This window comes from Mesorhizobium sp. P2_C4 (genome assembly GCF_056404575.1).
Genome location: NZ_JBFUDT010000003.1, coordinates 667020 through 692758 on the forward strand (window position 1 = coordinate 667020; position 25739 = coordinate 692758).

Consider the following 25739-nt stretch of genomic DNA (forward strand, 5'->3'; position numbering starts at 1 on the left):
GATCAGGCTTTGTCGGAATCATCTTTCCTGGCGCCAAGCGCCGGGAAGAACTGCATGATACCGCCGATGCAAGCGAGGTAAAGCCCGGTGAAGGTGATGCCGATCTTGGTGAAGACACTGACCTGCTCACCCAGCACGCCGATCTGATCGTAGAAGGCGGCAAGGGCGGCCTGCGCCAAAGCGAGCGCGCCGAAAGCGCACCACAGCAGCGTCATGCTGAGATTGAGCGGCCGCAGCCGCACCACGCGTACCGGATGGATGAAATTGATCGGCACGAAGGTCAGAATGCCCGCCGCCACGACGATGGCGAAGGAAACCCATTGTCCAGGCTCTATGACGAACAGTGTGAACACCACCATGTTCCAGACCACCGGAAAACCCTTGAAGAAGTTCTCCTTGGTCTTCATGCCGGTGTCGGCGTAGTAGATCGCGCTCGACACGACGATGATGGCCGCCGACAGGAACGACAGCCGCTCGCCCATGAAACCGCGCTGGTAAAGCGCGAAGGCCGGGATCAGCACATAGGTGACATAGTCGATGATGTTGTCGAGCATTTCGCCCGACCAGGTCGGCAGGATTTCCTTGACCTCGAGCTTCCTGGCGATCGGTCCGTCGATGCCATCAACGAACAGTGCCAGGCCGAGCCACCAGAACATCGCCGTCCAGCGCTGCTCGCTTGCCGCGACTAGCGACAGGAACGCCAGGAACGAACCCGATGCAGTCAAGAGATGGACCGAAAACGCACGCGCCTGCGGCCAGGTGACTTTCTTTTTCGGCCTTGGAATCCGGTCGGCGATTTTCTTGGCCGTTTTCCTTGCCGTTGTGTTCTTGCTCACGGGCCCCGCCAGTCCAGCTTGCAGATTTCGGCCGAACGGCCGGCAAAATTCCAGTTGCGGCCGAAAGCCCGCAGCTTGCTCTTGTCGGACCTGGCCACGATGATTTCCGGTGCGATCCAGTATTCCGAGTTGGTGATCACCGTATCTTTCTCGCGATCCTTGCCGGGAATCGGCGTCACCGCCCCGTCGATGATCTTCGGTATCTGGAAGATACGCGTCTTGTCACGCGTCTCATAGGTGATCGGCACTTGTTCGACGCCCAGGAATTTTCCGACAAGGATGGAAAGCAGCGACGTGGTTCCACCGGCCTTGCCGGTGAAAATCTTCGTGAGCGCCTTGACGGCATAGACCGAGGCGCGCTGGTCGATGAACAGGCCGGCGGTCCAGTTGCCGCGGCTCATATAGCCGGGAATTTCCATGATCAGCCCCAGATTGAGGCCGGACAGGTCAACCTCGCCGAAATGGCCGGCGTCGATGCGGAATCCCGCCCAGGTCTGGCAATAACCCTCGGTTGGCGGATGATTGCCGAGAGACAGCACGCAAGGGCAAAAAACCGTGCAATTGCAGGAGAGTACGAGCTCTCCCTTCATTGCCCAGCCGTGATCTGCCATCGAATTCTCTCCCCCTACGCCGAGACTACTAGCAGGGCGGCGGCCCAGACAAGCAGTATCGCACCGGCCAGCCGGGTTGGAAGCCTGCCTGTCGTTTGTTTTTCGATCAGGGTGAACAGGCCGATGAGCGCCATCCAGAACACGTTCATCGTGCCGACGGCGAACATCACCAGCATCAGCGCCCAGCAGCAGCCGAGGCACCACAGGCCTTGCTGCAGGCCGAGCTGGAAAATGCGCACGGGCCTGGCGCTCCAGTTCGCAAACAGGATCGAGAACGGATTTTTGCATTTTGTCAGACAGGCGTCCTTGAGGTCGCTGAACTGGTAAAGGCCGGCAACCAGCAGCGCGGTTGCGCCGGCAAGCCCAACCACCGGACCCAGCAACTGCCCAGATGTGGCGAAGGCATGGACGGCAAGCGTCAGGGCCGCGAAGCCTGCCGCGGCGACCAACCATGTGCAGAGGTAGCCGGCGACCAGAACCAGCGGATGGACGACCGGTTCGCCCTTGATCCGCGCCGTGTCGGCGATCTCGCAATAAATTCGGACCATCGGCGCCGCCGACGGCAGCATGGTTGCGACAGCCATCAGGAACCACATGCCGACGAGCGCCAGCGCCTCTGTGGCGACGGTTCCGTCGAGTGGCGCAGGCGTGAGGCAAAGCGCGAAGAAGCGATCGAGGAAATCGGGCAGCGGCAAATGCGGCAGGTATCTCAGCATGGAATCGCCGGGTGCATCGGCACCTGGCACCCGGCTTTCAGCGCCGCGGATGGCCATGCTGCCGAGCAGCAGCCAGGCCAGCAGGATGCTCGTGCCGACGATGATGTTGACCGTCAGCCGCGGGTTGCGCGCAACGCCTGCCGTGGTGCGACCGGCACGGTCGAGATGACTGAAATCATGATCTTGGCCGGTCATGGCAATCGAATGAGCCGAATCGCCGCGTTGATCAAGCTGCATGATCTGCCCTATATCCATCAGCAGGCCGAACGGGCCTGCATCGTGATGCGGAAACCGAATTTGGACCATCAGGAGACAGCGCGGATACTGGTTGCCGGCGGCGGCCCGGCAGGGCTGATTGCGGCGCTCGGTTTTGCCGAGGCAGGCTTTCCCGTCACGCTCGTCGGACCTGAGGCGGGCGGCGCCGATGGCCGCACCACCGCTTTGATGAACCCGGCCCTGAAAATCCTCGAGCGGTTGGGCGTCCTTGCCGACATCAGGCCCAAGGCTGCGCCGTTGAAGGTGATGCGCATCATCGATGCGACCAGCCGGCTGATCCGCAGCCCGGTGGTCACCTTTCGCGCCACGGAAATCGACGAGGAGCAATTTGGGCTCAATCTGCCCAACAGCGCCCTTAATCCGGCGCTTGCCAAGGCGGTTGCCGCCCATGCCGGCATCGAATGGCGAAAATCAATGGTGCAGACGTGGCGTCTCGATGCCGGCAGCGCTCATGCCGCCCTCGCCGATGGCAGCGGGGTTGCGGCGTTGCTGGCGGTCGCTGCCGACGGGCGCCTGTCGCCGGCACGCGAGGCGGCGGGCATTCACGCATCCGTGCGCTCCTACCCGCAGGCTGCGCTGGTGCTGAATTTCGGCCACCGTCGCGAGCACGCTTTCACCTCGACCGAATTCCACACAGAAACCGGCCCGTTCACGCAGGTTCCGCTGCCTGGCAACCGCTCCAGCCTGGTCTGGGTGGTGAAGCCGGAGACGGCGAAGGAGCTCGCAGCACTCGACGATGCCACGCTTTCGCAGCGGGTCGAACAGCAGATGCAATCGTTGCTCGGCCGGGTGACGGTCGAGCCCGGCCGGCAGATCTACCCGCTTTCGGCGGCGTCGCCCGGACGCTTCGCGCGGAACAGGGTGGCGTTGGTCGGCGAGGCGGCGCATGTGTTTCCGCCGATCGGCGCCCAAGGGCTCAATCTCGGTATCAGGGACATCGACGATCTAATTGGAATCGCTTGCGAAAACCGCGATGACCCTGGTGCTGCAAAGGCCCTCGCGGCCTATGATATCAGGCGCCGGCCCGACATTCTGGCGCGCAGCGGCGCGGTCAATCTGCTCAACATGTCTCTGTTGTCGGACATGCTGCCGGCCCAGATGGCGCGCAGCGCCGGCCTCGGCGTGCTCGGCAGTTTCGCGCCGCTGCGCGCCTTCTTCATGCGCGAGGGGCTGCGGCCCGGCAGCGGCTTTTCTGCCCTCGCCGGTGGCTTGCGAAGGCCGGTCCGGCGGTAGCAGGCCTGCGCCAAAACTTTCGTTTCGTTCGGCGCGTAGCTTGACGAGGCGTCAAGCGCTTCTGGATTGAATTGATGTGGTGTCTACGCCAAATAGAACTGGCAATCAGCCCTAAAGTCGGGCTCGATTTTTCGCAGCGCGTTGCGTAGATTCAAAGCCTTAGAGCGTCTTTGGCCCCTTCCAAAGGACGCGCGGCGCTCTAGGACTTAAGTGGTGAGTAAGATGAAGACAGCCAAATTCTCGATCGGACAGGTGGTTCGCCACCGGCTGTTTCCGTTCCGCGGCGTGATCTTCGATGTCGATCCGCAATTCGCCAACACCGACGAATGGTACGAGGCGATCCCGGCGGACGTGCGGCCACGCAAGGACCAGCCCTTCTATCATTTGCTCGCCGAGAATTCGGAAACGGAATACATCGCCTATGTGTCCGAGCAGAACCTGCTTGAGGACCAATCAGGCGAACCGGTCCGGCATCCGCAGATCGGCGAGATGTTCGACAAGCGGCCGGACGGTCGCTACGAGCCGAAACGCCAATCCAAGCATTGATATGGCCGGACATTGATGGGCAGGAACGAAAAAAGCGGGGCATGACCCCGCTTTTTCTAAATCCTGGACTGTCGGTCGATCAGTTGGCGGCTTTCGCCTTTTCCTGTTCGTCCTTGAGCTTCTTGGCGAAATCCTGGTTGTTCTTGGCAACGAAGTCCTGCAGCTTCTTCTGCCGGTCCTCGATGTCGGACTGCTGCAGCGGCGGGCCGTCGAAGGCGCCACTGAAGCCGGTCAAGGCGACCTTGATCGGGTTCGGCTGGCTCTGGAAATTGATCGAGGTGAGCGTGATCGCCTGTCCCTTCTTGAAGGACGCGACGAGCTGGTCGGTCAACGGCACTTCGGCGACGCAGCGGTCTGGGAAGCAGACCACGTAGTCGAGCTTCACCGGTTTGTTGGCGTCGATCTGCAGGCCGATGCCGGGTGGCACGAGGCGACCGGACGGAACCGTTACCTGGAACACCTTGCGGTTCACCTTGCCCTTCAACTCGATCAGGCTGACGCCGGTGACGAGCTGGCCGTTGCCGGCCGTGGTGATGTTCTGGACATTGCAGATGTCGACATCTTCCTGTTTGGTGCAGGCCTTGAACCAACCTTGCGGAACCTGCTGTTGCTGTGCGGAAGCGGCGGGAAGTTCGGCGCCCAGAAAGCCGACCACGCCTGCGGCCATGACCGTAAGGCGGTACGCGTTGCTGTTCAGGCTCGTCATATCGTGCACTTCCTCTCAAATGATCCCAGGACCGGCTGCTTCGCGCCGTGTGGTCCAGCTACCTGTTGCCGAAATGAGGCAACAGGATGACTTCGGACGGCGTGTTACACTGCATGTGCGGCCGAATCCAGCCCGGCGCCTGCAATTCTTGGCGGTGCGATTGGCGGGCGGAATGGTTCAATTTGACCATCCTTTGCTCTAGGGTGCACTGCGAATCATCAAGCCGCCCAGTAAGGAGACGGTCATGGACCGCGTTCTTGTTTGGCTGATCGCCGCCCTCTCGTTTCTCACCCTTTCGCTCCAGCCGGCCGCATCAGAACCGAAGCACGCGATCGCCATGCATGGCGAGCCGGCGCTGTCCGCCGACTATACACATTTCAACTACGTCAATCCCGACGCGCCGAAGGGCGGCAGCATCACCTATTGCGTCGTCGGCAGTTTCGACAATCTCAACCCGTTCATCGTGAAAAGCCTGCGCACCACGGCACGCGGCATGATGGACCAGAACTACGGCAATCTCGTCTTCGAGCCATTGATGAAGCGCAACGACGATGAGCCCTTCAGCCTCTACGGCCTGCTCGCCGACACTGCCGACATGGATCCCGAGCGCAAGAGCATCGAATTCCACCTCGATCCCAAGGCCAAATGGTCGGACGGCCAGCCGGTGACGCCGGAAGACGTGCTGTTCACCTATGACGTCTACACCGACAAGGGCCGGCCGCCTTACAGCCAGCGCATGAGCCTGATCGCCAAGCTCGAAAAAACCGGCGACCACAGCGTGCGCTTCACCTTCAATGAAAAGGCAAATCGCGAAACTCCATTGATCATCGCGCTGACACCGATTCTGCCCAAGCACGCCTTCGACAAGGAAACGTTCGACAAGACAACGCTGAAACCCTTGATCGGCAGCGGGCCCTACACCGTGGCGCAAGTGCAGCCGGGACAGCGCATCGTGTTCAAGCGCAACCCGGATTATTGGGGCAAGGACATCCCTTCCAAGCGCGGCTTCGACAATTACGACCAGATCACCATCGAATATTTCCTTAACGCCAACGCCAAGCTCGAAGCGTTCAAGAAGGGCATCTGCGCCATCGACGACGAAAGCGATCCGGTCAAGCGCGAGCGCGACCTCGACTTCCCCGCCTTCCACAAGGGCGATGTGGTCGCCGAGACCTTCGACACCGGCATCCCGCCTGTGGTCACCGGGTTCCTGTTCAACACCAGGCTGCAGAAGTTTTCCAACCCCACCGTGCGGCGTGCGCTTGGCATGCTCTATGACTTCGAGTGGGCCAACAAGAACCTGTTCGGCGGCAAATACACGCGCACCATGAGTTTTTGGCAGAACTCGGACCTTTCCGCGCTCGGCCATCCGGCTGACGACAGGGAAAAGGCCCTGCTGGCGCCCTATCCCGGCCGCGTGCCGGCCGATGTCATGGACGGCACCTACAGGCCACCGGTCACCGACGGCTCGGGCCAGGACCGCAAGGTGCTGAGGGCCGCCTTCGATCTGTTGAAAAGCACTGGCTACACCGTGCAGGACGGCGTGATGCTCGATCCCGAGGGAAAGCCTTTCGCTTTCGAGATCCTGACCTCCTCGCAGGACGAGGAACGCCTTGCCGCCATCTATCAGCGTACACTGGAGAAAATCGGCATCGAGGTCGGTATCCGCAGCCTCGAGGGCGACCAGATACAGTCGCGCAAGCAGCGTTTCGATTTCGACGTTCTCATCGGCTCGGGCGGTTTCAACAACTCGCTGTCGCCCGGCATCGAGCAGCTCGGGCGCTGGGGATCCTCGTCCGCCAAGGCAGAAGGTTCCTTCAACCTTGCCGGCGTTGCCGATCCGGCGGTGGACGCTGCGCTGGATGCAATGCTCAATGCCCGCAGCCGTGAAGACTATGTCGCTGCAGTCCGCGTCCTCGACAGGCTGCTGATCTCGGGCAACTATGTGGTGCCGATGCAGCACAACACGCAGCAATGGATTGCCTACTGGAACTATCTGGAACATCCGCAAAAGACGCCTCTGGCCGGCTATGAACTGCCAAGCTGGTGGCGCAAGGCGAACTGAACTTTCGCGACAGGAGATCATGGAATGAGCGAACTGAACTCGATCACTGTCGATGTGGTGTCCGATGTCGTCTGCCCATGGTGCTTCATCGGCCAGAAGCGGCTCGACAAGGCGATTGCAGCCGCCAGCGATATCGACGTGCATATACGCTGGCGGCCATTCCAGCTCGACCCGACCATTCCGCCGCAAGGCAAGGATCGTCGCGAATACATGCTGGGCAAGTTCGGCAGCGAGCAGCGCATCCGCGAAATCCATGCCCGCATCGAGCCGCTGGGCGAGGCAGAAGGGATCAACTTCGCCTTCGATGCCATCAAGGTCGCGCCCAACACGCTGGACGCGCATCGCGTCATCCGCTGGGCGGGTGCGGCCGGCGAAGCGGTGCAGAACCGGCTGGTGCGGCGGCTGTTCCAGCTCAATTTCGAGGAAGGCGTCAACATCGGCGATCATGCCGTGCTGATCGAGGCCGCCCGCGAGGCCGGCATGGATGCCGCCGTGGTGGAGACGCTGTTGCCGACCGATGCCGATGTCGAGGCGGTGCGCACCGAAATCGCCACCGCTTCGCGTATGGGCATTACCGGCGTGCCGTGCTTCCTGCTGGAAGGCAAATATGCGGTGATGGGAGCGCAGGACGCCGACACGCTGGCGGACGCCATCCGCCAGGTCGCGGCTGCGAAAGCGAAGGGCGAGTTGGAAAAGGCCGGCTGAACTAGTTCACAGTCACCTTCGCCTTGCTGACGAAGAAGCCATGGCCGTTGGAGCCGGTGCAGGTCAGGCCCCTGGTTGACGACTCGCACTTGAACGGCCCCTTGCTCCAGCTGTTTCCGTAGGCCAGCTTGGCGACATCGCTGCAGCAGCCTTGCTCGCCGGGGTTCTTGATCAGTGTCGCCGGCCCCTTCGGCCCGAGGATGACGGTGATGTAGCTTGGCTGGACGCGGGAGCAACTCAGTTCCGGACCGCCATCCTGCGGCTGATAAGTGCTGGTGCCGCCTTTCGGCGTGTAGATGCAGCCGATGTTGCCGGACGGTGAATTGAACTCGACCTGCCCGTCAGCGCTCGCCGGAATGGTCTGTTCGGCGGCATGCGCCAAAGGCAGCGAGACGAAGGCCGCAAGCATCGCGACCGACAATTTTCTTGCAAACATGAAAGACCCCTGAGCCAAATGCGCCGGATCAGGTTCGATCCGGACGACTGCGTTGTCAAACGCGGTTTGGCGTGCATCTGGGAAAGTGCGATCTGGCGGATCGCCCCAGACGCCCGGAACCCTTCGTCCGAAACGAATCGAGGCAGATAGGGCTGCCGGCCAGCGATCACGACGGTACTCCTGATGTGGTTGGAGACAGCCAATTTGGGGGCTTGCCACTCAGCCCTTCGGAGGAGAATTGGCCGACCGGCAAGGCGGAAAGGTTCACAAAACCGTGTGAAAAGCTTCCCCTAGGGAAGGTAAAAACGATCGCCTCATCGCTACTCAACCCATTGTAATAAATAGCAATATTCCCTTTCCGTGTGCAGGCTCCGCAGCCCGACCTGTTGCCCAATGGCAACGTTGCGTGCGCCTGTTCACAGTCGCCGGGAGAAAATTAATAGAAAATGATCAATTGGTGTTACTATCCGTAACAAAAGAAAAAAGGTTTGGGCGGGATCGTGATTCGGGTCGGCAGACCATCGCAAGAGTCAGTACCTGAAAAAACACCTGGCGATGCCGCAAGGCCGTCGTCCCTGACGCCGGTTTCGTCGATGCGCAGCTTCTGGGGGCTGATGCGGGCCTACTGGTTCTCGGACCGCTGGAAGGAAGCCTGGACACTGACGCTGGTGATTGCGCTGCTCACGGCGCTGTCAAGCAAATCCGGGGTCTGGTTCGCCGAAGCGTCGGGAGAGCTGGTCAACTCGATCGCCTTTTTCCACGATGCCGCAAACACCGCTCCGCTTGAATCACTGCTGACCAATGCCGGCATCCTCGTGCTGCTGGTCGTGCTCAAGGATGCGGGCTTTACCGGCATCCGCAGCCTCGTCTCGGCGACGCTGCATCGCAAATGGCGCGGCTGGCTGGACAGCCGGTTCAACGAAGCGCTGCTCGATACCAATCACACGCATTTCCATGCCCAGCACGGTTCGTCCGGCAACGCCGCTCCCGACAACATCGACCAGCGCGTCCAGGAATCGATCAAGGACATGACCGGCGGCGCCATCGGCCTTGCCATGGGTGTCCTGGGCGTCGCCACCTCGCTCTACTTTGTCGGTGGAGCGCTGCTGACAAACTCTGTCGAAGTAAAAGGACTTGAGTTCCTCGGCAGCTATGGCAGCGCGGTCCTGGCCTTCGTGGCGGTCGCCACCTATGTGCCGCTGAACACCTGGATCGCGGTCAAACTGGGCAGGTTGCTGGAACGGCTCAACGTCAAGATGCAGCAGTCCGAAGGCAGCTATCGCAGCGAGCTGATCACGTTCCTGCGCCGCAGTTTCCATGTCGCCGCCTCGCACGGCGAGAATGTGCAGAAAACCATGCACAGCCAGCTTTATGTCGATATCGACCGCACCTGGGCGCGGCTGAACATCGTCAACACGGGCTACAATTCGTTCGAGCTGATCTACAATTTCATCGGCGCCCGCATTGTCGCCTACGGGCCTGGCCTTGTGCCTTTCATCCACAACGGCTTCGACCTCAAGGGCTACATAACCGGCTCCGAGATGGTCAATTCGCTGATCAGCCAATGTTCGTGGTTCATCCATGTCATGCCGGCCATCGCCACGTTGCGGGCCAACAGCCAGCGCGTCACCGAGCTCGCCAACGCCATCGAAAACGTCCAGCGGCCGCAGGAATTCTACAGCCAGACCGGTCGCTCCGATTTCCGCTACGACCGCCAGAACCCGGTTTTCGGCCTGACCATCCAGAAGCTGGAACTGGCGCATCAGGGCGAAGACGCAACACCGTTCCTGAGTGCCGCGAATTTACGCTTCCGGCGTGGCGAGTGGACGTTCCTGAAGGGTGAGTCCGGTTGTGGCAAGACCTCGCTGATCAAGGCGATCAACGGCCTGTGGCCCTATGGCCGCGGCACCATCGTCTTCCCGGACGGTGTGCGCAGTTTCTTTGCCGCCCAGGAGGTCAAGCTGCAGCAGGTCTCGCTAAAACAGCTGGTCTGCCTGCCCGGCTCCGAGCACGACCACACCGACGCGCAGGTTGCGTCCGCATTGCACAGGGCCGGCCTTGGCGATTTCATCGAGCATATGGCCGACGAAAGCCGTGAGGGGAAGAACTGGGACCAGGTTCTTTCGGGTGGCCAGAAGCAGAAGCTGGTTGTCGCCCGTATCGTGCTACAGCAACCGGGCCTGCTGTTCCTCGACGAGGCGACCGGTGCGCTCGATCCCGACGGCAAGATCGCCTTCCATCAGGCGATCAAGGACAATTGCCCCGATGTCACGGTGATCAGCATCATGCACGAAGCCGTGCCGCCAAGATCGCTTTCAGGCGCTGAGTTCTACCACAGTGTGGTTTCGATCGCCGATGGCGTCGCCACAAAGAAGCCGCTGGTGCCGAACCTGCCTCGCGAGCTCACCACCATTCTCGCTCAGCCAAGGCCGGCCGAGGACAAATGGCTGCGTTTCTCGCGCCGGCTGAAGCAGAAATAGCAGCGTCGCCAAGGGCTTTGGCTGCCGTAGGCTGCCTTTGAGCCGTACAACACACTGACAGCGATCACAGTCTCGCGATTGGCCCTCTCCGCCGACGTTTTCGGCCGCTATCGCGATTGACTCGGCAAGATGCGCTCCTATGTTGCGCCGGCTCGCAGAATTCCAACCTGAACCCGCGAGCAGAAAGGTCACCGCGCCATGCCTGGCGACAGTCACAGTCGAACGCAACAGCCGTCCGCCTAGACGTGACCTGACCGGTTCACGTCCTGCCGGATGGCAAGGAGTGAACCATGAACGAATTTTCCCCCGTCGCGGGCGACGATGCCGTCGCGATCGCCCGTATCCTTGCAAACGATCACGTCGCCGACGTCGTCGAGGCCCTGAACCGGGAGCCTCACGAAACAGCGATAGAGCTGCTGTGTGAAGTGCCGTTCGAGCGGCTGGTCGAAATCTTCGACCAGCCGGAACTCGACGCTGCGCCCGAGCTTGTCGAGGCGCTGCCCCGCGCCAAGGCGGGCAAGCTGCTCACCGCCATGTCGGTCGACCGCGCCGCCGACCTGCTGCGCGAGCTGGAGGAGCCGGCCCGCTCGGAGCTGCTCGGCGGGCTTGCGCCGCCGCTGCGGGCGACGCTGCTTGCCATTCTGGGCTATCCCGAAGGCAGTGCTGCGTCGCTGATGACGACAGAGTTCGTCAGCGTGCCCGCGGACTGGACCGTGGGCCGGACACTGGACTACATCCGCAAGGTCGAGCGGACGCGCGAGACCATCTACGCAATCTACATTGTCGATCCGCAGACGCATGTTCTGGTGCGCTCGACCGGCCTGCGCCGGCTGATCACCGGCGAGCCGGACGATCTGGTGATGGATGTGGCGCTGGATCGCGCGCCGGTCACGGTCTCACCGCTGACCGACCGCGAAAACGTGGCGCAGCTGATCTCGAAATACGATCTGCTCGCCGTTCCGGTCGTCGACCACGGCAAGATCCTCGGCATCGTCACCGTCGACGACATCATCGATACGATGGTCGAGCAGACGACCGAGGACGTGCATCGTTTCGGCGGCATGGAGGCTCTGGACGAGCCCTACATGAAGATGAGCTTTCTCGCCATGATCCAGAAACGCGGCGGCTGGCTGTGCGCGCTGTTCATCTCAGAGATGCTGACCGCCAATGCGATGCAAAGCTATGAGGGCGAACTGCAAAAGGCGATCGTGCTGACGCTGTTCATCCCGCTGATCATGAGCTCGGGCGGCAATTCCGGCTCGCAGGCGACCTCGCTGGTCATCCGGGCACTGGCGCTGCGCGAGATCGGTCTTGGCGACTGGTGGCGGGTCGCCTTGCGCGAACTGCCCACCGGCCTCGTGCTGGGGGCCATGCTTGGCATGGTCGGCATCTTCCGCATCTCGCTGTGGCAATATATGGGCTTTTACGACTACGGCCCGCACTGGCCGCTGATCGCCACCACGGTCGGCGCGGCACTGGTTGGCATCGTCACGTTCGGCTCGCTGTCGGGGTCGATGCTGCCGTTCGCGCTGAAGCGCATCGGCTTCGACCCGGCCAGCGCATCGGCGCCGTTCGTCGCCACGCTGGTCGATGTCACCGGCCTGGTGATCTATTTCTCGGTGGCGATGGTGATCCTGCGCGGCACGCTGCTGTAGGGTGTGTGCTGATATTCAGGTGATGCCGGCCTGCGAATGGCGGTTTTCGGCGCTTCCGGCCTTCGCCGGCCGAAGCACTCACAAGTGCGGCGGTAACTTGGGCTACGGCCGGCGTAGGCCGGTGCTCACGTACTTTAGTACGCTCCGCTCCGGTTCTCGAAAGCCACCATTCTCGGCTCGGCCTGACTTGAATCTCAACACACCCCTCAGCGTTTTAAATCAATCGACCCGCACGCCGTCCTTCACGCGGTAGGTCGGCTTGTACATGGTGACGAGTTCCTCCGCTGCCGTCGGATGCACGGCCATGGTACGGTCGAAATCGTCCTTGGTCAGCCCGGCCTTCAGCGGGATGGCGAGCAGCTGCGCCATCTCGCCGGCATCCGGCCCGAGGATATGGGCGCCGAGCACCTTTTTCGAGGCGCCGTCGACCACCAGCTTCATCAGCATCTTTTCGTCGCGCCCCGACAGCGTGTGGCGCATCGGCCGGAAGGTGGCGCGGTAGATTTCGATGTCGGCAAAGCGCTTGACGGCCTCGTCCTCCGACAGGCCGACGGTGCCGATCTCCGGCTGCGAGAAGACCGCGGTGGCGATGGTGTCGTGATCGGGCGCCGTCGGATTGCCCTTGAAGGCGGTTTCGATGAAACACATCGCCTCGTGGATCGCCACCGGCGTCAATTGCACGCGGTTGGTGACGTCACCGATCGCCCAGATGTTGTCGATGTTGGTGCGCGAGTATTTGTCGACCTTGATGGCGCCGGTCTGGCCGAGCTCGACGCCGACACCTTCGAGACCCATGTTCTCGGTGTTGGGAATGCGGCCGATGGCGAGCATGACCTGGTCGACCGTCAGTATCCTGCCGCCGGTGACCAGCGCATCGAGCCGGCCGTCGGGCCGCTTGCGGATCCATTCGGACACGGCGTGGCAGAGGATCTTGATCCCCTTCTTTTCCATCGTCTCATGCAGCATGCGCCGCAGGTCCATGTCGAAACGCGAGAGGATCTCCTTGCCGCGATAGACCAGCGTGGTGTCGACGCCCAGCCCATGAAAGATGTTGGCGAATTCGACGGCGATATAGCCGCCGCCCTCGATCATGATCGCCTTCGGCAGCTGCTTGAGATCAAAGGCTTCGTTGGAAAAGATGCAGTGTTCATGACCGGGCAGTGCCGGATGCGGCGCCGGACGGCCGCCGGTGGCGATGAGAATCTGGTCGGCGGTGACGGTGCGATCCTCGCCCAGCAGATGCACCACATGCTTGTCGACCAGCATGGCGCGCGAATGGAACGTCTCGCCGCCGGCGCCCTTGACGTTCTTCTCATAGATCGCCTCCAGCCGGCTGATCTCGCGATCCTTGTTGGCGACCAGCGTCTGCCAGTCGAAGCTCGCCTCGGGCACCGTCCAGCCATAGCCGGCCGCGTCGGCAAAATGCTCGGGAAACTGCGAGGCATAGACGTAGAGCTTTTTCGGCACGCAGCCGCGGATGACGCAGGTGCCGCCATAGCGGAATTCCTCGGCGATGCCGACGCGCTTGCCGAGGGCTGCCGCGACACGGGCCGCCCTCACCCCGCCGGAACCGCCGCCGATAACGAAAAGATCGTAGTCGTAACCGGCCATGACGAGGCTCCCGAAGCGCGATGAACTTGCGCCACAGGTAGGCTGCAAACAGGCAAAAGAAAAGCCCGGACAAAGCCGGGCTTTCTTGGTCCAGCGACGAGAACGCCGCTTGGAAAAGAGGGATCAGTTGGCCGGCGCTGCGCCATCGGCAGGGGCGGCGCCATCGGCAGGAGCCGCACCGTCGGCTGGGGCCGCACCATCGGCAGGCGCAGTGGCGTCAGCCGGCGCCGGTGCTGCCGGCGCCCTGGCTTTCGCGGCCGCGGCCAGCGCTTCACCAACCTGCTGGGCGAGATCGCGGCCGACGCCGTTCTGCCAGATGTCGGCGGCCTTCACCAGTTCACGCGTCACGATCGGGCCGTTTTCGAGCAGCTTCTTGCCGGCATCGGAATTGTAGAAGGCGGCGATGTCGGTGAGTTCCTTTTCGGAAAACACCTTGGCATAGGCGAGTGCTGCTTCCTTCTCGAGATCGGTGCGGCGCGAGGCCAGCGCCAGGGCCTTCTCGGCGACCGTCTTGCTGATCAGCTCTTCCATGTCAGGGTTCTTCTGGATCAGCTGCTGCTCGAGCGCGGCAGCGCCCTGCGGCAGGATGTTGTCGAACGGGTCCGTTGCGTGGATCGCGGCGACTGCGGCGCGCGCGGCCTTCAGATGCGCTTCGGTGACGTCTTGCGAGAACGCCGGCGACGAAAACGCTAAGACAGCCGAAGCCAGCAGAATGGCGGAAAGGCTGCGAACCCGGTTATGCAACATCATGATCGGTAGAACTCCCTGGTTTTCGGGCGGCATGGACGGTTTGGATGCCGTCGCCGCCGGCGATGATGGCCGCTGACGCCAGCCCGATGAAAAGACCGTGCTCAACCACGCCAGGAATGGCATGGAGAGCATTCGAAAGCGCTCTTGTATCCGGAATGCGGCCAAAAGATGCATCGAGGATAAAATGGCCGCCGTCTGTAACAAAAGGCTGGCTCCCCGTCATCCTCAATGTAACCGGGCCGGAAAGACCGAGGCTTTGCGCCGCCGCGCCGACCGCGATTTCAGTGGCGCGCAGGCCAAATTGATTGACCTCGATCGGCAGTGGAAAGCGGCCGAGCGTCTCGACCATCTTCGAGCGGTCGGCAATGACGATCATGCGCTCGGACGCCGCCGCAACAATCTTTTCGCGCAGCAGCGCGCCGCCTCCGCCCTTGACCAGGGTCAGCGCCGGGTCGACCTCGTCGGCGCCGTCGATGGTGAGATCGAGTTCAGGCGTTTCCTCCAGCGTCGACAGCGGCACGCCAAGCTCGCGGCATAGGATGGCGGTGCGCTCGGAAGTCGGCACGCCGACGACGGTCAACCCTGTCGCAACTTTCTCGGCCAACAGCCGCACGAACTCCTCGGCCGTGGTGCCCGTGCCGATGCCGAGCCGCATGCCATCGGTGACATGGGCAAGCGCTGCCCGCGCAGCCTCGACCTTCAGTTGCCTCGCATCCATGCCTGCCCCGGATTTCGCTCGTTTGCGCGCTCGTAGCATTTTTGCCCGCGCGGTCAAAGACTTTGCCTGTGGACTGATCGGCCGTGCTTGCCTGAATGGGCCGTAGCCGCTATCGCCTGCCGGCAACGCATTTCGCCACAGGACAGACCATGACCCGACCGATCATCGTGTTCGACCTCGACGGGACGCTGGTCGATACCGCGCCGGACCTGCTCGACAGCCTCAACTACAGCCTTGCCGCCAGCGAACTCGCGGCCGTCGACGAAGCCGGCTTCAAGCGCTTCGTCGGCCAGGGCGGCCGGGTGATGATCGAGCGCGCGCATACCGCGCAGCAGAAATCGCTTGATGTCGAGGAGCACGACCGGCTGCTAAAGCTGTTCCTCGACCACTACACCGACAACATCCCCGGCAAATCGCGCCCCTACCCCGGCGTGGTCGAGGCCATCGCCCGATTCGAGACGGCCGGTTATCTCCTGGCCATCTGCACCAACAAATACGAGGCCAATTCCGTCGCGCTGATCGAGGCGCTCGGCCTGACCAGGCATTTCGCCGCGATCGCCGGACAAGACACATTCGCCTTCCGCAAACCCGACCCGCGCCATCTCACGCAAACCATCGCGTTGGCCGGCGGCGACCCCGATCGCGCGCTGATGGTCGGTGATTCGCAGACCGACATCGATACCGCCAAAGCCGCCGGCATTCCGGTGGTCGCCGTCGATTTCGGCTACACCGACCGCCATGTCAGCGAATTCGAACCGTCGGCGGTCATCTCGCATTTCGACGCGCTGACGCTCGATCTGGCGGAACGGCTGATCAAGGCCGCGGCGGGATGCTGATCGGGTCAGGGTCAGCGTCACGTCGCAAACGGGGTCGAAAGGACGGCAAATCCAATCTTGTCCGAACGCTGAACCCCGCCTTGACTTCAACTGCCGGCCTCCCTTATATCGCGGCTCGCTTGGCCTTCGGGCAACGAGCGGGCGATTAGCTCAGCGGGAGAGCACACCCTTCACACGGGTGGGGTCGCAGGTTCAATCCCTGCATCGCCCACCATCCAACCTCCTAGATTGGTTAGATGACTTGGCCCACACGAACTCCCTCCAAAGTACTGACCGGCGCGGTAGGTGACGAAAAATTTGTAGTCCTCGGCGGGGATCGCTTTCAAATCGGGAATGGCGGGAGCGCTCCAACCCCTTTTAGACCGCCCAGGCCGGAGCAAGGGCTAGCAGAATACCAAGAGCCTTAGGATCCTAATCGTCCGTTCTGGAGCGGCGATCAAAACCGCGTGGCAGAGGTAATCCATGGCTGAAAATGGAAAGGGGCACCTCGCGGTGCCCCTCCATTTAACTACCGAAGTAGCCGATCAGGAAAACGACGATCTTGAGAACCGTCTTCAATTCCAGCTTTAGTTCAATGTGGACTCGGATGACCATGTTGGCGTTTCCGGGTCTGCAGGCGCCGACAGTACCCTAAAGGGGTGAAAGTCGAGATTTCGAAATCCAATTCAGGTTTGGGTGCGACTGGTGGGCGCGGCCGCGCCGCTGTCAGTCACTGCATTTGAAATTTGATCTTGATTTTTGCTGAACTGATGATTTTTCGCTGATTGGGTACTGTGTGTTTTGCGCTTGCTGATTTGATCGGTCTTTAGCTGGATTTGATTTTGCTGATTTGATCGGTTTTTGCTGATTTGTGCGCTTGGGTGATTTTGGTTGTGATTTGCGATTTGCTATTTTGCTCATTTCGGCGCGCAGTGCGCCAAACGCGATATGGGAACGCCTCTGCCCTGCGTCAAGGGCGCTTGGAAACTTCCGGCTCCCGAGCCATATTGAATTGACGACAAGAACCGCGGCGAATCGGCGCCATGACCCGCCACGAAGCAATGCCGCCCGATGCGTTGCCCCATGCTCGTAAGGCAGTCGGCATCCTAGGAGCGCGCACATCCGACGCCGAATATGTGGAGAGCGCCATGACGGCGATCGGCGCACTCACGTTCATCGAGTATTTGGCGACTGGCGCGCGCCCGAAGACTGATACTGTGCAGTAGCGGGACTGCTGATTGCGCCCCTTTGCTTCCGCTGGTATGCAAATGCCCGGGGGGAACACAATGGGCACCGCGGCCTTCTGGACCGGGATAATTATCTTCGTGTTCGTAGTATGGGCTGTTGCGCGAAACCGCCCTACCTGGCCCGGATTCACTTGGTTCCAAGGAGTCATCTCTCCAACCACTGGAGATTCCGCTCACAGCTTATACAAGCTGCTGGTGTTGGCAGTCGCCTTTGTCGTGGCCATTTTTGCGGTCGGGGCGATCGAGATGGGTGTCACAACCGAGCTGGAGAAGTTTGGGGACTTCGTCGGCGGCATTGCCAGCCCGATCCTGACGTTCTTCACGTTCTTCGGACTGCTTATCACCATAGTGCTGCAGCAACACACCAATACTCAAGCTAGGAAGGAAGCCGTAGCGGCCGAGAAGGCATTTCAAGACCAACTGGCGTCGCAAAAGCGTGAGAGCTTTGAATCGACCTTCTTCCAGATGCTCACCCTGCACAACACCATCGTCAATTCGATGGACATACGACGCTTCACGCGAACCGACGGCACAACCCCTGGGGATATCAAGGGCCGGGACTGCTTCAAGTTTTTCAGCGAGGAGCTGAAGCGGATATATGATCTGTTGTACAACTATGGCGAGGTCAAGCGCATTCAGATGGCTTACGATGCCTTCTGGGTCGACTGGAAACAAGATCTCGGCCACTATTTTCGCTACCTCTACAACGTCGTACGCTTTATTGATGACAGCAATGTCGGCCACAATCGATACATGAAGCTTCTGCGGGCGCAACTGTCCGACTACGAGCTGGTCATGCTGTTCTACAACTGCCTCACAACCAAGGGTGAGAAGTTCAAGCACTACGTCGAGGGCTATTCCCTGCTCGACAACCTGCCGACCGAGCTACTGTTCGATACGGACCACGAGGGCCTATTCGCTGCCTCGGCTCGTTCAGATAGCCTGTCGAAAATGGCCGCGGGCGACACCCTTTCGAGTACAGCAACGATAAGCCAACCAGAAAAGAAGTAGGACCCCGTGGCAGACGATACTCTTCTCATTTCATTCCAGAACAACCGCCCGTTGCCAGTTGCAGAGCTGGGAAAGCTCCTCGAAGACCTTGCCGCCGATTACAAACGAACCACGGGCAGCGACCTGGTCCTAGCGAACATCGTTACAGGCTCGACCCTGCTGTTCCTGAAAGATGCGCTCAGCATATTGGGAAGCGGCGCGAAGACAGTCTCGTCTGTGGTGACAGCTGCCAACAATCTGGCAAAGTTCTCCAAGACGGTGCGGGACTACCTCAGCTCATCAAAAAAGCCGCCCACTGCCGCTGACGTCTATCAACACCAATCCCCGGTTATGAAGTCGGCTGAGAGGCTGGCCAAAATATCAATCGAGCAGAACGCTGCCTTCGGGCTGAAATACCACCGTGACGACAAGGGTGAGAGCGTTGAGTTTAACTACCAGCCTTCCGAAGCTGCGGTGATCCGTGAAAACATCAAGCTTCAAAGAGAGATGCGTAAGGACGCGGTGGCGGACTCCCGACGCGCAATAGCAGCACCCATTCCGACGTATAAGCTTGGGGGACCAGATTCTCAGGATGCAAGAGAGTTCATCGCGAGAGTGCCGGCTTTGGGTCCGAACCAGAGTGAGCATGCGGTTCTGATTTGGATCAACATACTGAAGGCCCATGGCTTTGAGTGGCTTTTGCCCACGATAGCGGATGACTTTGAGGGCCAGGGCAACGCCGAAGTGGCTAGGATTATACGAACACAGATATCGGGAGACGATAAGGAGTCTGTCAGCGGTACCGAATGAAACCCTATCCTGCGATGAAGGCACCTCCGCCGAGACCGGCCAGGAACGTTCCGACGTTGATTATGACCGTCTGATAAAACTTCTGTTTCGCCGGAACCTTGCTGACGGCGTACAGGATCGTGAAGACGCCGCCGACAGCTAGCGCGCTCATGATTACAAAGAGCATGCGGTGAGCAGGATCGTTTATCTCGTCCAGGAACGTTTTAGGGGGTGCTGGCGGGTTTTTCACTTTATTTGTCGTGGCAGCCTCGGCCGTTGATATGAGCGAGAATGAGGCGGGCTCGTTAAAAGTCAGATCGTGCTTTTTGAGATACTCTTCCGGCCCCTTGTTAATCTCTTTAACCTGGAATGCTGTTGCGGCTAGATCCGCGAGGATTTCCTGCTTCTGCTTATCGTCGACAGCCAGCACAGACACCTTTTTGGAAATATCCGTTAGGTCATTGATCAAACTGTCATTCTGGGCGTTTATCGCGCTGATCATTTGCTGCCCCTGCTCAGCTGCTGTAAGCGCACGATCAAGATAGGCTATGATCTGGCCCCTGCTCCCTGGCTCGCGTGCCACCCATAGCGTCGCACCGCAGGCAAAGACGAGCCCGAGCACCATGAATCCCACTGCGACGGCTATCCCAGTCAAGCCCCGCGGCGGTCGCATCTGTTGGTATTCAAGCCCTGTGGTCATCTCCGCCCCCTGGTGGATATTCGTTGCCTGATTGAAGCTGCACAGCCTATACTTGAAGGTGACTACCCGCAAACGTCAGCCCGACAAAAACGCCACGGAACTAGTGCAACCCGCGGCGTCTCGTGGTCGTCCGACTGACTATTCGACCGAGCTGGCCGACGCCATCTGCCTTGAAACCATCAAAAGGGGCTCCTGTGCGCAAGATTGGCGCCATGAACAAGATGTTTTGTGCGGATACGATCTACACCTGGCGATCAAAATCCCCTGAATTTTCCGAGAAGTACGAGAAGGCTGTCTAGCACCGCACCCATAAGTATATGGATGACTGCGTGGATCTCGCCGACATGATGCCGGACGGGATCATGTTCATCGCCGGTATTGGCAACCTTTACACTCGCGACGATGTCCTGACCCTGACCGTGCAGGAGCGCGCTGAAGCCGGCCTTTTGCCCATAGGTCTATCAAACGAGCCTATTGCCAAACGGAAGCTGCAAATCGAGACGCGCATGAAGGCTGCGGCCCGCATGCATCCCCAGAAGTATAGGGACAAGACCACGCTATTGGCGCGCGCCAGTGGCGAGGCAACCGCCGGCGGCGATCCGGTTTAGCGCCTCTCACGCCAGATCGAGTTCCACCCAAAGCCCACCCGGGCCGCGAGCGCGATCGCGCGGGGCATTGCGGACCGCAAGGATCGAGCCGGAGGGCGAGGCGAAGGCCGGCTTGCCGTTCTTGTTGGCCAGCCAGGCATCGTCGGCGCGGATGACGCGGCCGCTGGTCTTGGCGGCAAGTGCGGTCAGGATGGCGTCGTAGGGCATTGCGCCCCAATGCACGTTGACAGCGTCGATCTTGTTGGTTGGAATGAAGGCCGACAGGTCGGCGCTGGTCATCAAATCGAGACCTTGCTTTGGCGGCGTCGCGTTCTGGCTGCCGTGATGGGCGACCTTCAGATAGACGGTGCGCGCCATCAGGTCGGCCGCCGTGACGGTCGTCTGCCCCTGCGGCCATTTCAGTTCCTTCCAGCTCAGCCAGTTGCCGATTTGGGCATCGCCGGGGAAGAGAAAAACCCTGCCGGTGTCGATGAACTCGAACGCCAGCACCAGGCTGGTGTTGTTGACGCCGCGGTCTAGCTGCATGGCGAGGTCGGCGGCAATGCCCAGCCAGTCTGCATCGATGCGGCGCCAGGACTGGTCGGGGTCATCGTCGGGCCGGGCGTTGGCAGCCGGGCCGGAATAGTGGTTCCAGACAAAGCCGCCTGTGTCGCCCGGCGCATCGGCCGCCGCGCCGGAGCTCAACGCCGCCGACAGCTCTGAGCCGACGCTGCGCTCGAAGGGGCTAAGCTCGTCGATATAGGTTCCGTCGCTGGTTTCGTTCACGGCCACGCCGGCATTGAGCGCCCGCGCGAAAGGGCCGCCGAGCGGGAACATTTCGCTGGCCTTGTCCTCCAGGCGCAGCGCCGCCTTGTCGCGCGGCGGCCCGAGCACGTAGATGCGCAGATTGGGCAGCGCCGCAATAGAAGGCAATGGCCCGCCCGGTTCGAAATAGACAGGCTGCTTTTTCGAAAGCTTTTTGGCGGCATCGCGCGCGGCGCGCACCCTTTCGCCGGTGGCGCCGAACTGGAAGCCGAGGACGGATTGCAGCCCGTCGCGAACGCCCGCCATGAACGGGCTCAACCCCTGCTCGGCCTCGAGCCTCTGGCTGGCGCCCTGCAGCGCCGTCAAAGCCTGGGTCTTGAATTTGTCGAGCTCGATCGCCTCGGCATCGCCAGGGTTTTCGGTCCAGGCCATCCACACTTCGCCAACGGAAAAACCCGCGAACAATTCGTCGGAGGTCAGGAAACCAGAAACATGGTCCCAATGCTCATGGGTGATGACGAGAACGTCGATCTTGCCTCCCGTCTCGGCCTTGAGGTCGGCGACGATATCGCCAATGAGCGCCGGGCCGCCCTTGATCGAGACGTGAATGCCGCAATCGATGAGCATGCGAAACAGCGAGCCGTCCGGCTTGGGAAAGCTCAACAGGTGGCAGTCGCCGATGCCCTGGCAATAATGGCGCACGGTGACGGCCGGCGTGTTGGCCGCGGCAGGAGCGGCAGGCCGCGGCGCTCCGCGGGTTGACGGCTTTCTAGACATCGTCGTCTCCATGGCTGGCATGCAGCATGGCGAAGGGTTCCGAAACCTCGCGGCCAAAATAAAGCGCCCGCAGCGGCGACAAGAAGTTCGCGGTCGCGGTCTGCGACTGGCGCTTCTGCCGGTCGACGCTGCCGGTGTTCTTGATGATCGAATAGCGGATTTCTTCCTGACCCTGGCGCGGGTCGATGATGACGGTGGCGCCGCCGCGGAACCAGAAAAAGCCGTCGCCTTTCTTCACGCCATTCAGTGCCGGCGTGCCGTCGAGACCCACGGGAACGCGCTGCTGGATGACGGCGATCACCTCGGTGCGGAACGAGCCGTCGGGTTCGACGCGGCGGGTCGGCCGGACGCCGAAAATGTCGAAAGTGGTCTCGCCCTTGCGCGCCTTGTGCATCAGCGCGCCATGCTCATCGTAGCGCGGCAAATGCGGCAGCAGGCCGAACTGGCTGTGGAGATCGGGGTTGGCGACAAAGGCCTGCCGCATGGCTTTCCAGAGCGTGTAGCGGTTCTTCTCGTTGAGCGCAAAAATCTCGGAGCGGTCGAGCTTCTGGTTCCAGCTCAAATCGATGTCGCGCAACAAGCCGGTCAGCCAGCCCGGCGAAGGATCGTCGGGGGCGCTCCAGGCAAGCGTCTCTTCCGATATGGTGCGCACGTCGCGCGGCAACAGCTTCCATTTGCGGAAGGATTCCATGAAGGCCAGGCGATAGTGGAGCGGGTCGTCGGGGAAGGCGTCGATGTCGGCCGTGATCAGCGCGCGCAGATACTCGCCAAAGGTGATGTCGACGGTCGGGCAATAGTCGAGTGCGCGAATGCACATGGTCAGCATCTGCTGCGCGGTCTTGGCGGTCTCGTCGGTGAGGCGCTCGACCAGAACGGGGTGCAGCGTGCCGGCGGGCAGCACGCCGGTTCCGCCGGTGGCCAGCTGAATCAAATCGTCGGTGCGGCGGCCGGCGATCGCCAGAAACGCCTGGTAGACGGCAAACACCAGGATCGAGCCGCGGTCGTGCGGCTCAAACGTCTTGTCGTAGTCGAGATCGGCCATGCCGGCGCCGCCATAGTCGCGCAACGGCCCGGCGCGGCCGCTGCCCTCGCCGAATTGTTTGGCGATGCCGGATAGAAGCGTTGCCGCCGAGACATCGCCCCTCGCTTTGGCGATCTCGAAGGAGACCAGCTCCTTGAGGGTGAAATGCTGGAACAAGGCGACGATATCGGCAAAGGCCTCGTGGAAAGCCGGCACGTCCGGGTTGGACGCTTCCTGGAAACGCCGATGCAGTCCGTCGAGCAGCGCATGCGACATTTCATGGGCGACGATGTCGCTCGACAGGCAGGAAAACACCGTCGTGCCCGGCGTGGTGACGTCACCCGCCCCGCCCTCGGCGGGGAAATAGCCGAACAGCAAGGCCTTCTTGTCGGGGCTGTAATAGGCATTTTCGGCGCGCAGCGCGTGCGGATAGATGCGCAGCCGCCGCACTTCGTTGGCCTTCATCGTCATGTCGCCAGTGCGCCCGGCGGCATAGTGCGGAGCCCACAGCGCCCGCCGGCCCAGTGCACGCTCGAAATGCCCGATGGTGGTCATGGCTACGGCATAGACCATCTGTTGATGAAACTGCGGATTGCCTTCCGATGGCGGCAAGCCATCCTGGGCGAGCAGCATCTTGTCGTTGAGGTCGACCGGATCGTAGACGCGGTTGGACGCCGGATCGACATCGACGATCTCGAGATATTCGCCGACCGGACCGGGCAGCAAGGCATTGGCGGTCGATGGCTTGTCGTCCCACGGAACGGACAGCGTTGCCTGAAAGATGGAAACGGAATCGAGCCGCTTGGCCACTGACGGATCGAGCGCATAGATGCGCAGCCGGCGCTTTGGCGGCGGCAACGGTCGTGGCTTGCGCTTGATCGGTAGCGCCGGCTTCGTCGCCTTGCTGGCAACGGGCTTGGCACCCGGCCTGCCCAGCGTGCTTTCGAGAAAAGCGCGCAGAGGCTTCGACGGCTTGCCCTCATCGAGAGCGGCCTCGAGGTAGCGGTTGCGTGCGGCGGCTGAGATGCCAGCTGGATCGCCATCCGGGTCGGCGATCGCCTCGTCGACCGACGCGACGCGCTGCGCCATCTGGGTCAGCTCGAGCCCAAACATCTTTCGGCGCTGAAGCTCTACAGGCGACAAGGGCGCCACCGAGTTGCCGCCACCGATGATCAAGTCCAGCCAGCCCCAGGAATATTTGGCCGGCGGCAGTTTCTGCAGCTGGTTTTCGGCTCGCGGCATTACCGCGAGCGCGGCATCAGCCCGCACGACGCCCTGGCCGATCTTCTGCAAAGTCTGGGCGGCTCCCATTTGGGCCGTCGACTTGGCGGCCGCGGAAAACAGCGCGAAGCGAACAGCCTCGATGCGCATCCACGGTTGTGAATAGTTCTTCACCACATCCCAATGCTCGGCCAGCCACAGTGCGGCGGCAGCGGCGATCTGCGGCGTTGCCGCTGAGGTGCCGGAGCCGTCCATGTCGACGATCTTGGCGCAGTCGATCTCCGCCCACGGCACATTCGGCGTATAGGCGCCGAGCGCCGTCGCCATCTTCGATTGCGGTCCATAATTGCCTTGCATGGTGCCGAAGCTGAGGCCGGAATAGGCGCGGCCATCGCCCATGACGCCGCAAGCCGCCAGCACGCGGTTGTAGCGGGCGGGAAACACGATACTGCTCGGCGTGATGGTAAAGTTGTTGCCGGCCGCGGTGACCATCACCACGCCGTTGTCGTAGGCAAGGTTGACGGCGTCGACCAAGGCTTGCGAGGTCAGGCCGCCCATGCTCATCGACAGCACTTGCGCGCCATTCGAGCGGGCATAGTCGATGCCTTGCACCATGGTGCCGGTGGTGAGCCGCACCACCCAGTCGGCGATGCGCACCGGGATGATCTTGGCTTGTGGGGCGCCGCCGACGAAATCGGTGAAGCCCGGCCAATGCGGAGACGTTCCGTCGAGCCTGTTGCCGGCGAGCAGGCTGAGCGTGCCGGTGCCATGGCCGCGATTGCTGGTCAGCGTCCCCGCCGGGGCGTGATCGGTGGCGTTGTTCGGCCCGGTGCCGTCATTGACGAAATTGCGCTGCAGCGCCGTAGCCAGCCCGGCCGGCAAGGTGCGATGCGCCGGATCGAAGCCGGTGTCGAGATGGGCGATGGTGATGTTGGCCTGCTTGGCGCCGACCTTGGTGCGGGCGGTGGCGAACTGGCTGAAGGCCGCGCCCGCATTCCAGGCGACGCCGGCGGTGACGGTGGCCTGCCCGCCGCTTGGGTCCTGGTCGTCAAAGGTACAGGCCGGACTGGCGCTTGCCGCCATGCCACGGTCGCCGTTGGCATCCTTGTAATCCCATTGTTGGACGAGGTCGGGCTCCACGGCCAGCACCTCGGGTCCGCCGGCTGCCCCGAAAGCCTCGCCGCGGGCGACGAGATCGTGGGCATCATCCCAGGGGTTTTGCGCGTGTTGTGCGGCAAGTCTGAGCCAGGTCGCACCGCGGTCGGCGCCGGCGCCGAAATCGCTGCCGGCGGTGCCCGGCGGTACAGTCAGGATCGGTTCGACCTCGACCGCGCCGAGGCCAAGCGAAGGGCTGCCTGCGGCAAAGCCGGTACCGTCGCCGCGAACCTTGATCAGGAGCCCTGTCACAAGCGCCATGGCACGCCCCACTTTCCCGAGCTGTCAAAGTAGAAAACTGCGGTACTGCTTTCAGACTGAAGCAATG

The 25739-nt window shown here is 61.6% G+C and carries 22 protein-coding genes and 1 tRNA gene; 12 read left to right on the plus strand and 11 right to left on the minus strand.

Going from position 1 to position 25739, the window contains the following annotated elements; all coding sequences use genetic code 11:
* Positions 1-2 precede the first annotated feature (2 nt).
* From pcsA to AC1DX6_RS15880, 3 genes are read right to left on the minus strand one after another with little or no spacing between them, the layout of a single operon-like run.
* Complete coding sequence (gene pcsA / locus AC1DX6_RS15870) at positions 3-836, minus strand: phosphatidylcholine synthase (RefSeq protein WP_477314842.1); 834 nt, start codon at positions 834-836, stop codon at positions 3-5.
* Positions 833-1447 (minus strand): DUF1326 domain-containing protein, encoded by a 615-nt coding sequence (locus AC1DX6_RS15875; protein ID WP_477314844.1) that lies wholly within the window; start codon positions 1445-1447, stop codon positions 833-835. Before AC1DX6_RS15875 ends, pcsA begins: the two co-directional genes overlap by 4 nt.
* A 14-nt stretch (positions 1448-1461) precedes the next feature.
* Positions 1462-2400: a DUF2182 domain-containing protein gene (locus AC1DX6_RS15880; protein ID WP_477314846.1), complete on the minus strand. Its 939-nt coding sequence runs from the start codon at positions 2398-2400 to the stop codon at positions 1462-1464.
* 60 nt (positions 2401-2460) lie between these two features.
* Here AC1DX6_RS15880 and AC1DX6_RS15885 point away from each other — a divergent pair, with 60 nt between their 5' ends.
* A complete protein-coding gene (locus tag AC1DX6_RS15885; RefSeq protein WP_477315131.1) occupies positions 2461-3672 on the plus strand; it encodes a UbiH/UbiF family hydroxylase in 1212 nt (403 codons plus the stop codon).
* Positions 3673-3894: 222 nt separating this feature from the next.
* Positions 3895-4218 (plus strand): heat shock protein HspQ, encoded by a 324-nt coding sequence (gene hspQ, locus AC1DX6_RS15890; protein ID WP_477246952.1) that lies wholly within the window; start codon positions 3895-3897, stop codon positions 4216-4218.
* 79 nt (positions 4219-4297) lie between these two features.
* Here hspQ and AC1DX6_RS15895 read toward each other — a convergent pair whose 3' ends face one another.
* The gene (locus AC1DX6_RS15895; protein WP_477314848.1) at positions 4298-4924 is read right to left on the minus strand and encodes an invasion associated locus B family protein; all 627 of its coding nucleotides are present in this window, start codon (positions 4922-4924) and stop codon (positions 4298-4300) included.
* Between the two features lie 244 nt (positions 4925-5168).
* Between AC1DX6_RS15895 and AC1DX6_RS15900 the strand changes: the two genes are divergently transcribed.
* Positions 5169-6989 (plus strand): extracellular solute-binding protein, encoded by a 1821-nt coding sequence (locus AC1DX6_RS15900; RefSeq protein WP_477314850.1) that lies wholly within the window; start codon positions 5169-5171, stop codon positions 6987-6989.
* Between the two features lie 24 nt (positions 6990-7013).
* Positions 7014-7694 (plus strand): DsbA family oxidoreductase, encoded by a 681-nt coding sequence (locus AC1DX6_RS15905; protein WP_477314852.1) that lies wholly within the window; start codon positions 7014-7016, stop codon positions 7692-7694.
* Between the two features lies 1 nt (position 7695).
* Here AC1DX6_RS15905 and AC1DX6_RS15910 read toward each other — a convergent pair whose 3' ends face one another.
* Positions 7696-8130, minus strand: a complete 435-nt coding sequence (locus AC1DX6_RS15910) for a hypothetical protein (protein WP_477314854.1) — start codon at positions 8128-8130, stop codon at positions 7696-7698.
* 593 nt (positions 8131-8723) lie between these two features.
* Here AC1DX6_RS15910 and AC1DX6_RS15915 point away from each other — a divergent pair.
* Together AC1DX6_RS15915 and mgtE are read left to right on the plus strand one after the other, a co-directional pair.
* The gene (locus AC1DX6_RS15915; RefSeq protein ID WP_477314856.1) at positions 8724-10610 is read left to right on the plus strand and encodes an ABC transporter ATP-binding protein/permease; all 1887 of its coding nucleotides are present in this window, start codon (positions 8724-8726) and stop codon (positions 10608-10610) included.
* Between the two features lie 290 nt (positions 10611-10900).
* Complete coding sequence (mgtE, locus tag AC1DX6_RS15920) at positions 10901-12265, plus strand: magnesium transporter (protein WP_477314858.1); 1365 nt, start codon at positions 10901-10903, stop codon at positions 12263-12265.
* A 219-nt stretch (positions 12266-12484) separates the two neighbouring features.
* Here the strand turns inward: mgtE and gor are convergent, their stop codons facing one another.
* From gor to rpiA, 3 genes are all read right to left on the minus strand, one after another.
* Positions 12485-13876, minus strand: a complete 1392-nt coding sequence (gene gor / locus AC1DX6_RS15925) for a glutathione-disulfide reductase (RefSeq protein WP_477314860.1) — start codon at positions 13874-13876, stop codon at positions 12485-12487.
* A gap of 123 nt (positions 13877-13999) precedes the next feature.
* Positions 14000-14626 carry a DUF2059 domain-containing protein gene (locus AC1DX6_RS15930; RefSeq protein WP_477314862.1) on the minus strand — a complete coding sequence of 209 codons (627 nt, stop codon included), beginning with the start codon at positions 14624-14626 and terminating at the stop codon, positions 14000-14002.
* The gene (gene rpiA / locus AC1DX6_RS15935; protein ID WP_477314864.1) at positions 14613-15344 is read right to left on the minus strand and encodes a ribose-5-phosphate isomerase RpiA; all 732 of its coding nucleotides are present in this window, start codon (positions 15342-15344) and stop codon (positions 14613-14615) included. Before rpiA ends, AC1DX6_RS15930 begins: the two co-directional genes overlap by 14 nt.
* A gap of 149 nt (positions 15345-15493) precedes the next feature.
* Here rpiA and AC1DX6_RS15940 point away from each other — a divergent pair, with 149 nt between their 5' ends.
* The 5 genes from AC1DX6_RS15940 to AC1DX6_RS15960 all read left to right on the plus strand — a co-directional run bounded on the left by AC1DX6_RS15940 (position 15494) and on the right by AC1DX6_RS15960 (position 19206).
* Positions 15494-16180, plus strand: coding sequence for a phosphoglycolate phosphatase (locus AC1DX6_RS15940; RefSeq protein WP_477314866.1), 687 nt, complete (start codon positions 15494-15496; stop codon positions 16178-16180).
* A 139-nt stretch (positions 16181-16319) separates the two neighbouring features.
* Positions 16320-16394: transfer RNA gene (locus AC1DX6_RS15945), tRNA-Val, on the plus strand.
* Positions 16395-17202: 808 nt separating this feature from the next.
* On the plus strand, positions 17203-17385 hold the full coding sequence (locus AC1DX6_RS15950) for a hypothetical protein (protein ID WP_477314868.1): 183 nt from the start codon (positions 17203-17205) through the stop codon (positions 17383-17385).
* A 60-nt stretch (positions 17386-17445) separates the two neighbouring features.
* On the plus strand, positions 17446-18417 hold the full coding sequence (locus tag AC1DX6_RS15955) for a putative phage abortive infection protein (RefSeq protein ID WP_477314870.1): 972 nt from the start codon (positions 17446-17448) through the stop codon (positions 18415-18417).
* 6 nt (positions 18418-18423) lie between these two features.
* The gene (locus AC1DX6_RS15960) at positions 18424-19206 is read left to right on the plus strand and encodes a hypothetical protein (protein WP_477314872.1); all 783 of its coding nucleotides are present in this window, start codon (positions 18424-18426) and stop codon (positions 19204-19206) included.
* Positions 19207-19210: 4 nt separating this feature from the next.
* On the opposite strand, the gene AC1DX6_RS15965 is transcribed toward AC1DX6_RS15960, so the two are convergent.
* Positions 19211-19885: a hypothetical protein gene (locus AC1DX6_RS15965; protein ID WP_477314874.1), complete on the minus strand. Its 675-nt coding sequence runs from the start codon at positions 19883-19885 to the stop codon at positions 19211-19213.
* A gap of 329 nt (positions 19886-20214) precedes the next feature.
* Here AC1DX6_RS15965 and AC1DX6_RS15970 point away from each other — a divergent pair, with 329 nt between their 5' ends.
* Positions 20215-20493 (plus strand): terminase small subunit-like protein, encoded by a 279-nt coding sequence (locus AC1DX6_RS15970; RefSeq protein WP_477314876.1) that lies wholly within the window; start codon positions 20215-20217, stop codon positions 20491-20493.
* A gap of 6 nt (positions 20494-20499) precedes the next feature.
* Here the strand turns inward: AC1DX6_RS15970 and AC1DX6_RS15975 are convergent, their stop codons facing one another.
* Both AC1DX6_RS15975 and AC1DX6_RS15980 read right to left on the minus strand, forming a co-directional pair.
* Positions 20500-22014 (minus strand): MBL fold metallo-hydrolase, encoded by a 1515-nt coding sequence (locus AC1DX6_RS15975; protein ID WP_477314878.1) that lies wholly within the window; start codon positions 22012-22014, stop codon positions 20500-20502.
* Complete coding sequence (locus AC1DX6_RS15980) at positions 22007-25672, minus strand: S8 family serine peptidase (protein WP_477314880.1); 3666 nt, start codon at positions 25670-25672, stop codon at positions 22007-22009. The genes AC1DX6_RS15975 and AC1DX6_RS15980 overlap by 8 nt, the downstream gene beginning before the upstream one ends.
* Positions 25673-25739 lie beyond the last annotated feature (67 nt).

What these genes read in the sequence shown, in the direction of transcription:
- rpiA (WP_477314864.1), bottom strand. Translation starts at nt 15,344, where the DNA reads ATGGATGCGAGGCAACTGAAGGTCGAGGCTGCGCGGGCAGCGCTTGCC.
- AC1DX6_RS15930 (WP_477314862.1), bottom strand. Translation starts at nt 14,626, where the DNA reads ATGATGTTGCATAACCGGGTTCGCAGCCTTTCCGCCATTCTGCTGGCT.
- AC1DX6_RS15905 (WP_477314852.1), top strand. Translation starts at nt 7,014, where the DNA reads ATGAGCGAACTGAACTCGATCACTGTCGATGTGGTGTCCGATGTCGTC.
- AC1DX6_RS15975 (WP_477314878.1), bottom strand. Translation starts at nt 22,014, where the DNA reads ATGTCTAGAAAGCCGTCAACCCGCGGAGCGCCGCGGCCTGCCGCTCCT.
- hspQ (WP_477246952.1), top strand. Translation starts at nt 3,895, where the DNA reads ATGAAGACAGCCAAATTCTCGATCGGACAGGTGGTTCGCCACCGGCTG.
- AC1DX6_RS15900 (WP_477314850.1), top strand. Translation starts at nt 5,169, where the DNA reads ATGGACCGCGTTCTTGTTTGGCTGATCGCCGCCCTCTCGTTTCTCACC.
- AC1DX6_RS15910 (WP_477314854.1), bottom strand. Translation starts at nt 8,130, where the DNA reads ATGTTTGCAAGAAAATTGTCGGTCGCGATGCTTGCGGCCTTCGTCTCG.
- AC1DX6_RS15915 (WP_477314856.1), top strand. Translation starts at nt 8,724, where the DNA reads ATGCGCAGCTTCTGGGGGCTGATGCGGGCCTACTGGTTCTCGGACCGC.
- AC1DX6_RS15965 (WP_477314874.1), bottom strand. Translation starts at nt 19,885, where the DNA reads ATGACCACAGGGCTTGAATACCAACAGATGCGACCGCCGCGGGGCTTG.
- AC1DX6_RS15875 (WP_477314844.1), bottom strand. Translation starts at nt 1,447, where the DNA reads ATGGCAGATCACGGCTGGGCAATGAAGGGAGAGCTCGTACTCTCCTGC.
- AC1DX6_RS15955 (WP_477314870.1), top strand. Translation starts at nt 17,446, where the DNA reads ATGGGCACCGCGGCCTTCTGGACCGGGATAATTATCTTCGTGTTCGTA.
- gor (WP_477314860.1), bottom strand. Translation starts at nt 13,876, where the DNA reads ATGGCCGGTTACGACTACGATCTTTTCGTTATCGGCGGCGGTTCCGGC.
- AC1DX6_RS15940 (WP_477314866.1), top strand. Translation starts at nt 15,494, where the DNA reads ATGACCCGACCGATCATCGTGTTCGACCTCGACGGGACGCTGGTCGAT.
- AC1DX6_RS15880 (WP_477314846.1), bottom strand. Translation starts at nt 2,400, where the DNA reads ATGCAGCTTGATCAACGCGGCGATTCGGCTCATTCGATTGCCATGACC.
- AC1DX6_RS15950 (WP_477314868.1), top strand. Translation starts at nt 17,203, where the DNA reads ATGACCCGCCACGAAGCAATGCCGCCCGATGCGTTGCCCCATGCTCGT.
- mgtE (WP_477314858.1), top strand. Translation starts at nt 10,901, where the DNA reads ATGAACGAATTTTCCCCCGTCGCGGGCGACGATGCCGTCGCGATCGCC.
- AC1DX6_RS15980 (WP_477314880.1), bottom strand. Translation starts at nt 25,672, where the DNA reads ATGGCGCTTGTGACAGGGCTCCTGATCAAGGTTCGCGGCGACGGTACC.
- AC1DX6_RS15895 (WP_477314848.1), bottom strand. Translation starts at nt 4,924, where the DNA reads ATGACGAGCCTGAACAGCAACGCGTACCGCCTTACGGTCATGGCCGCA.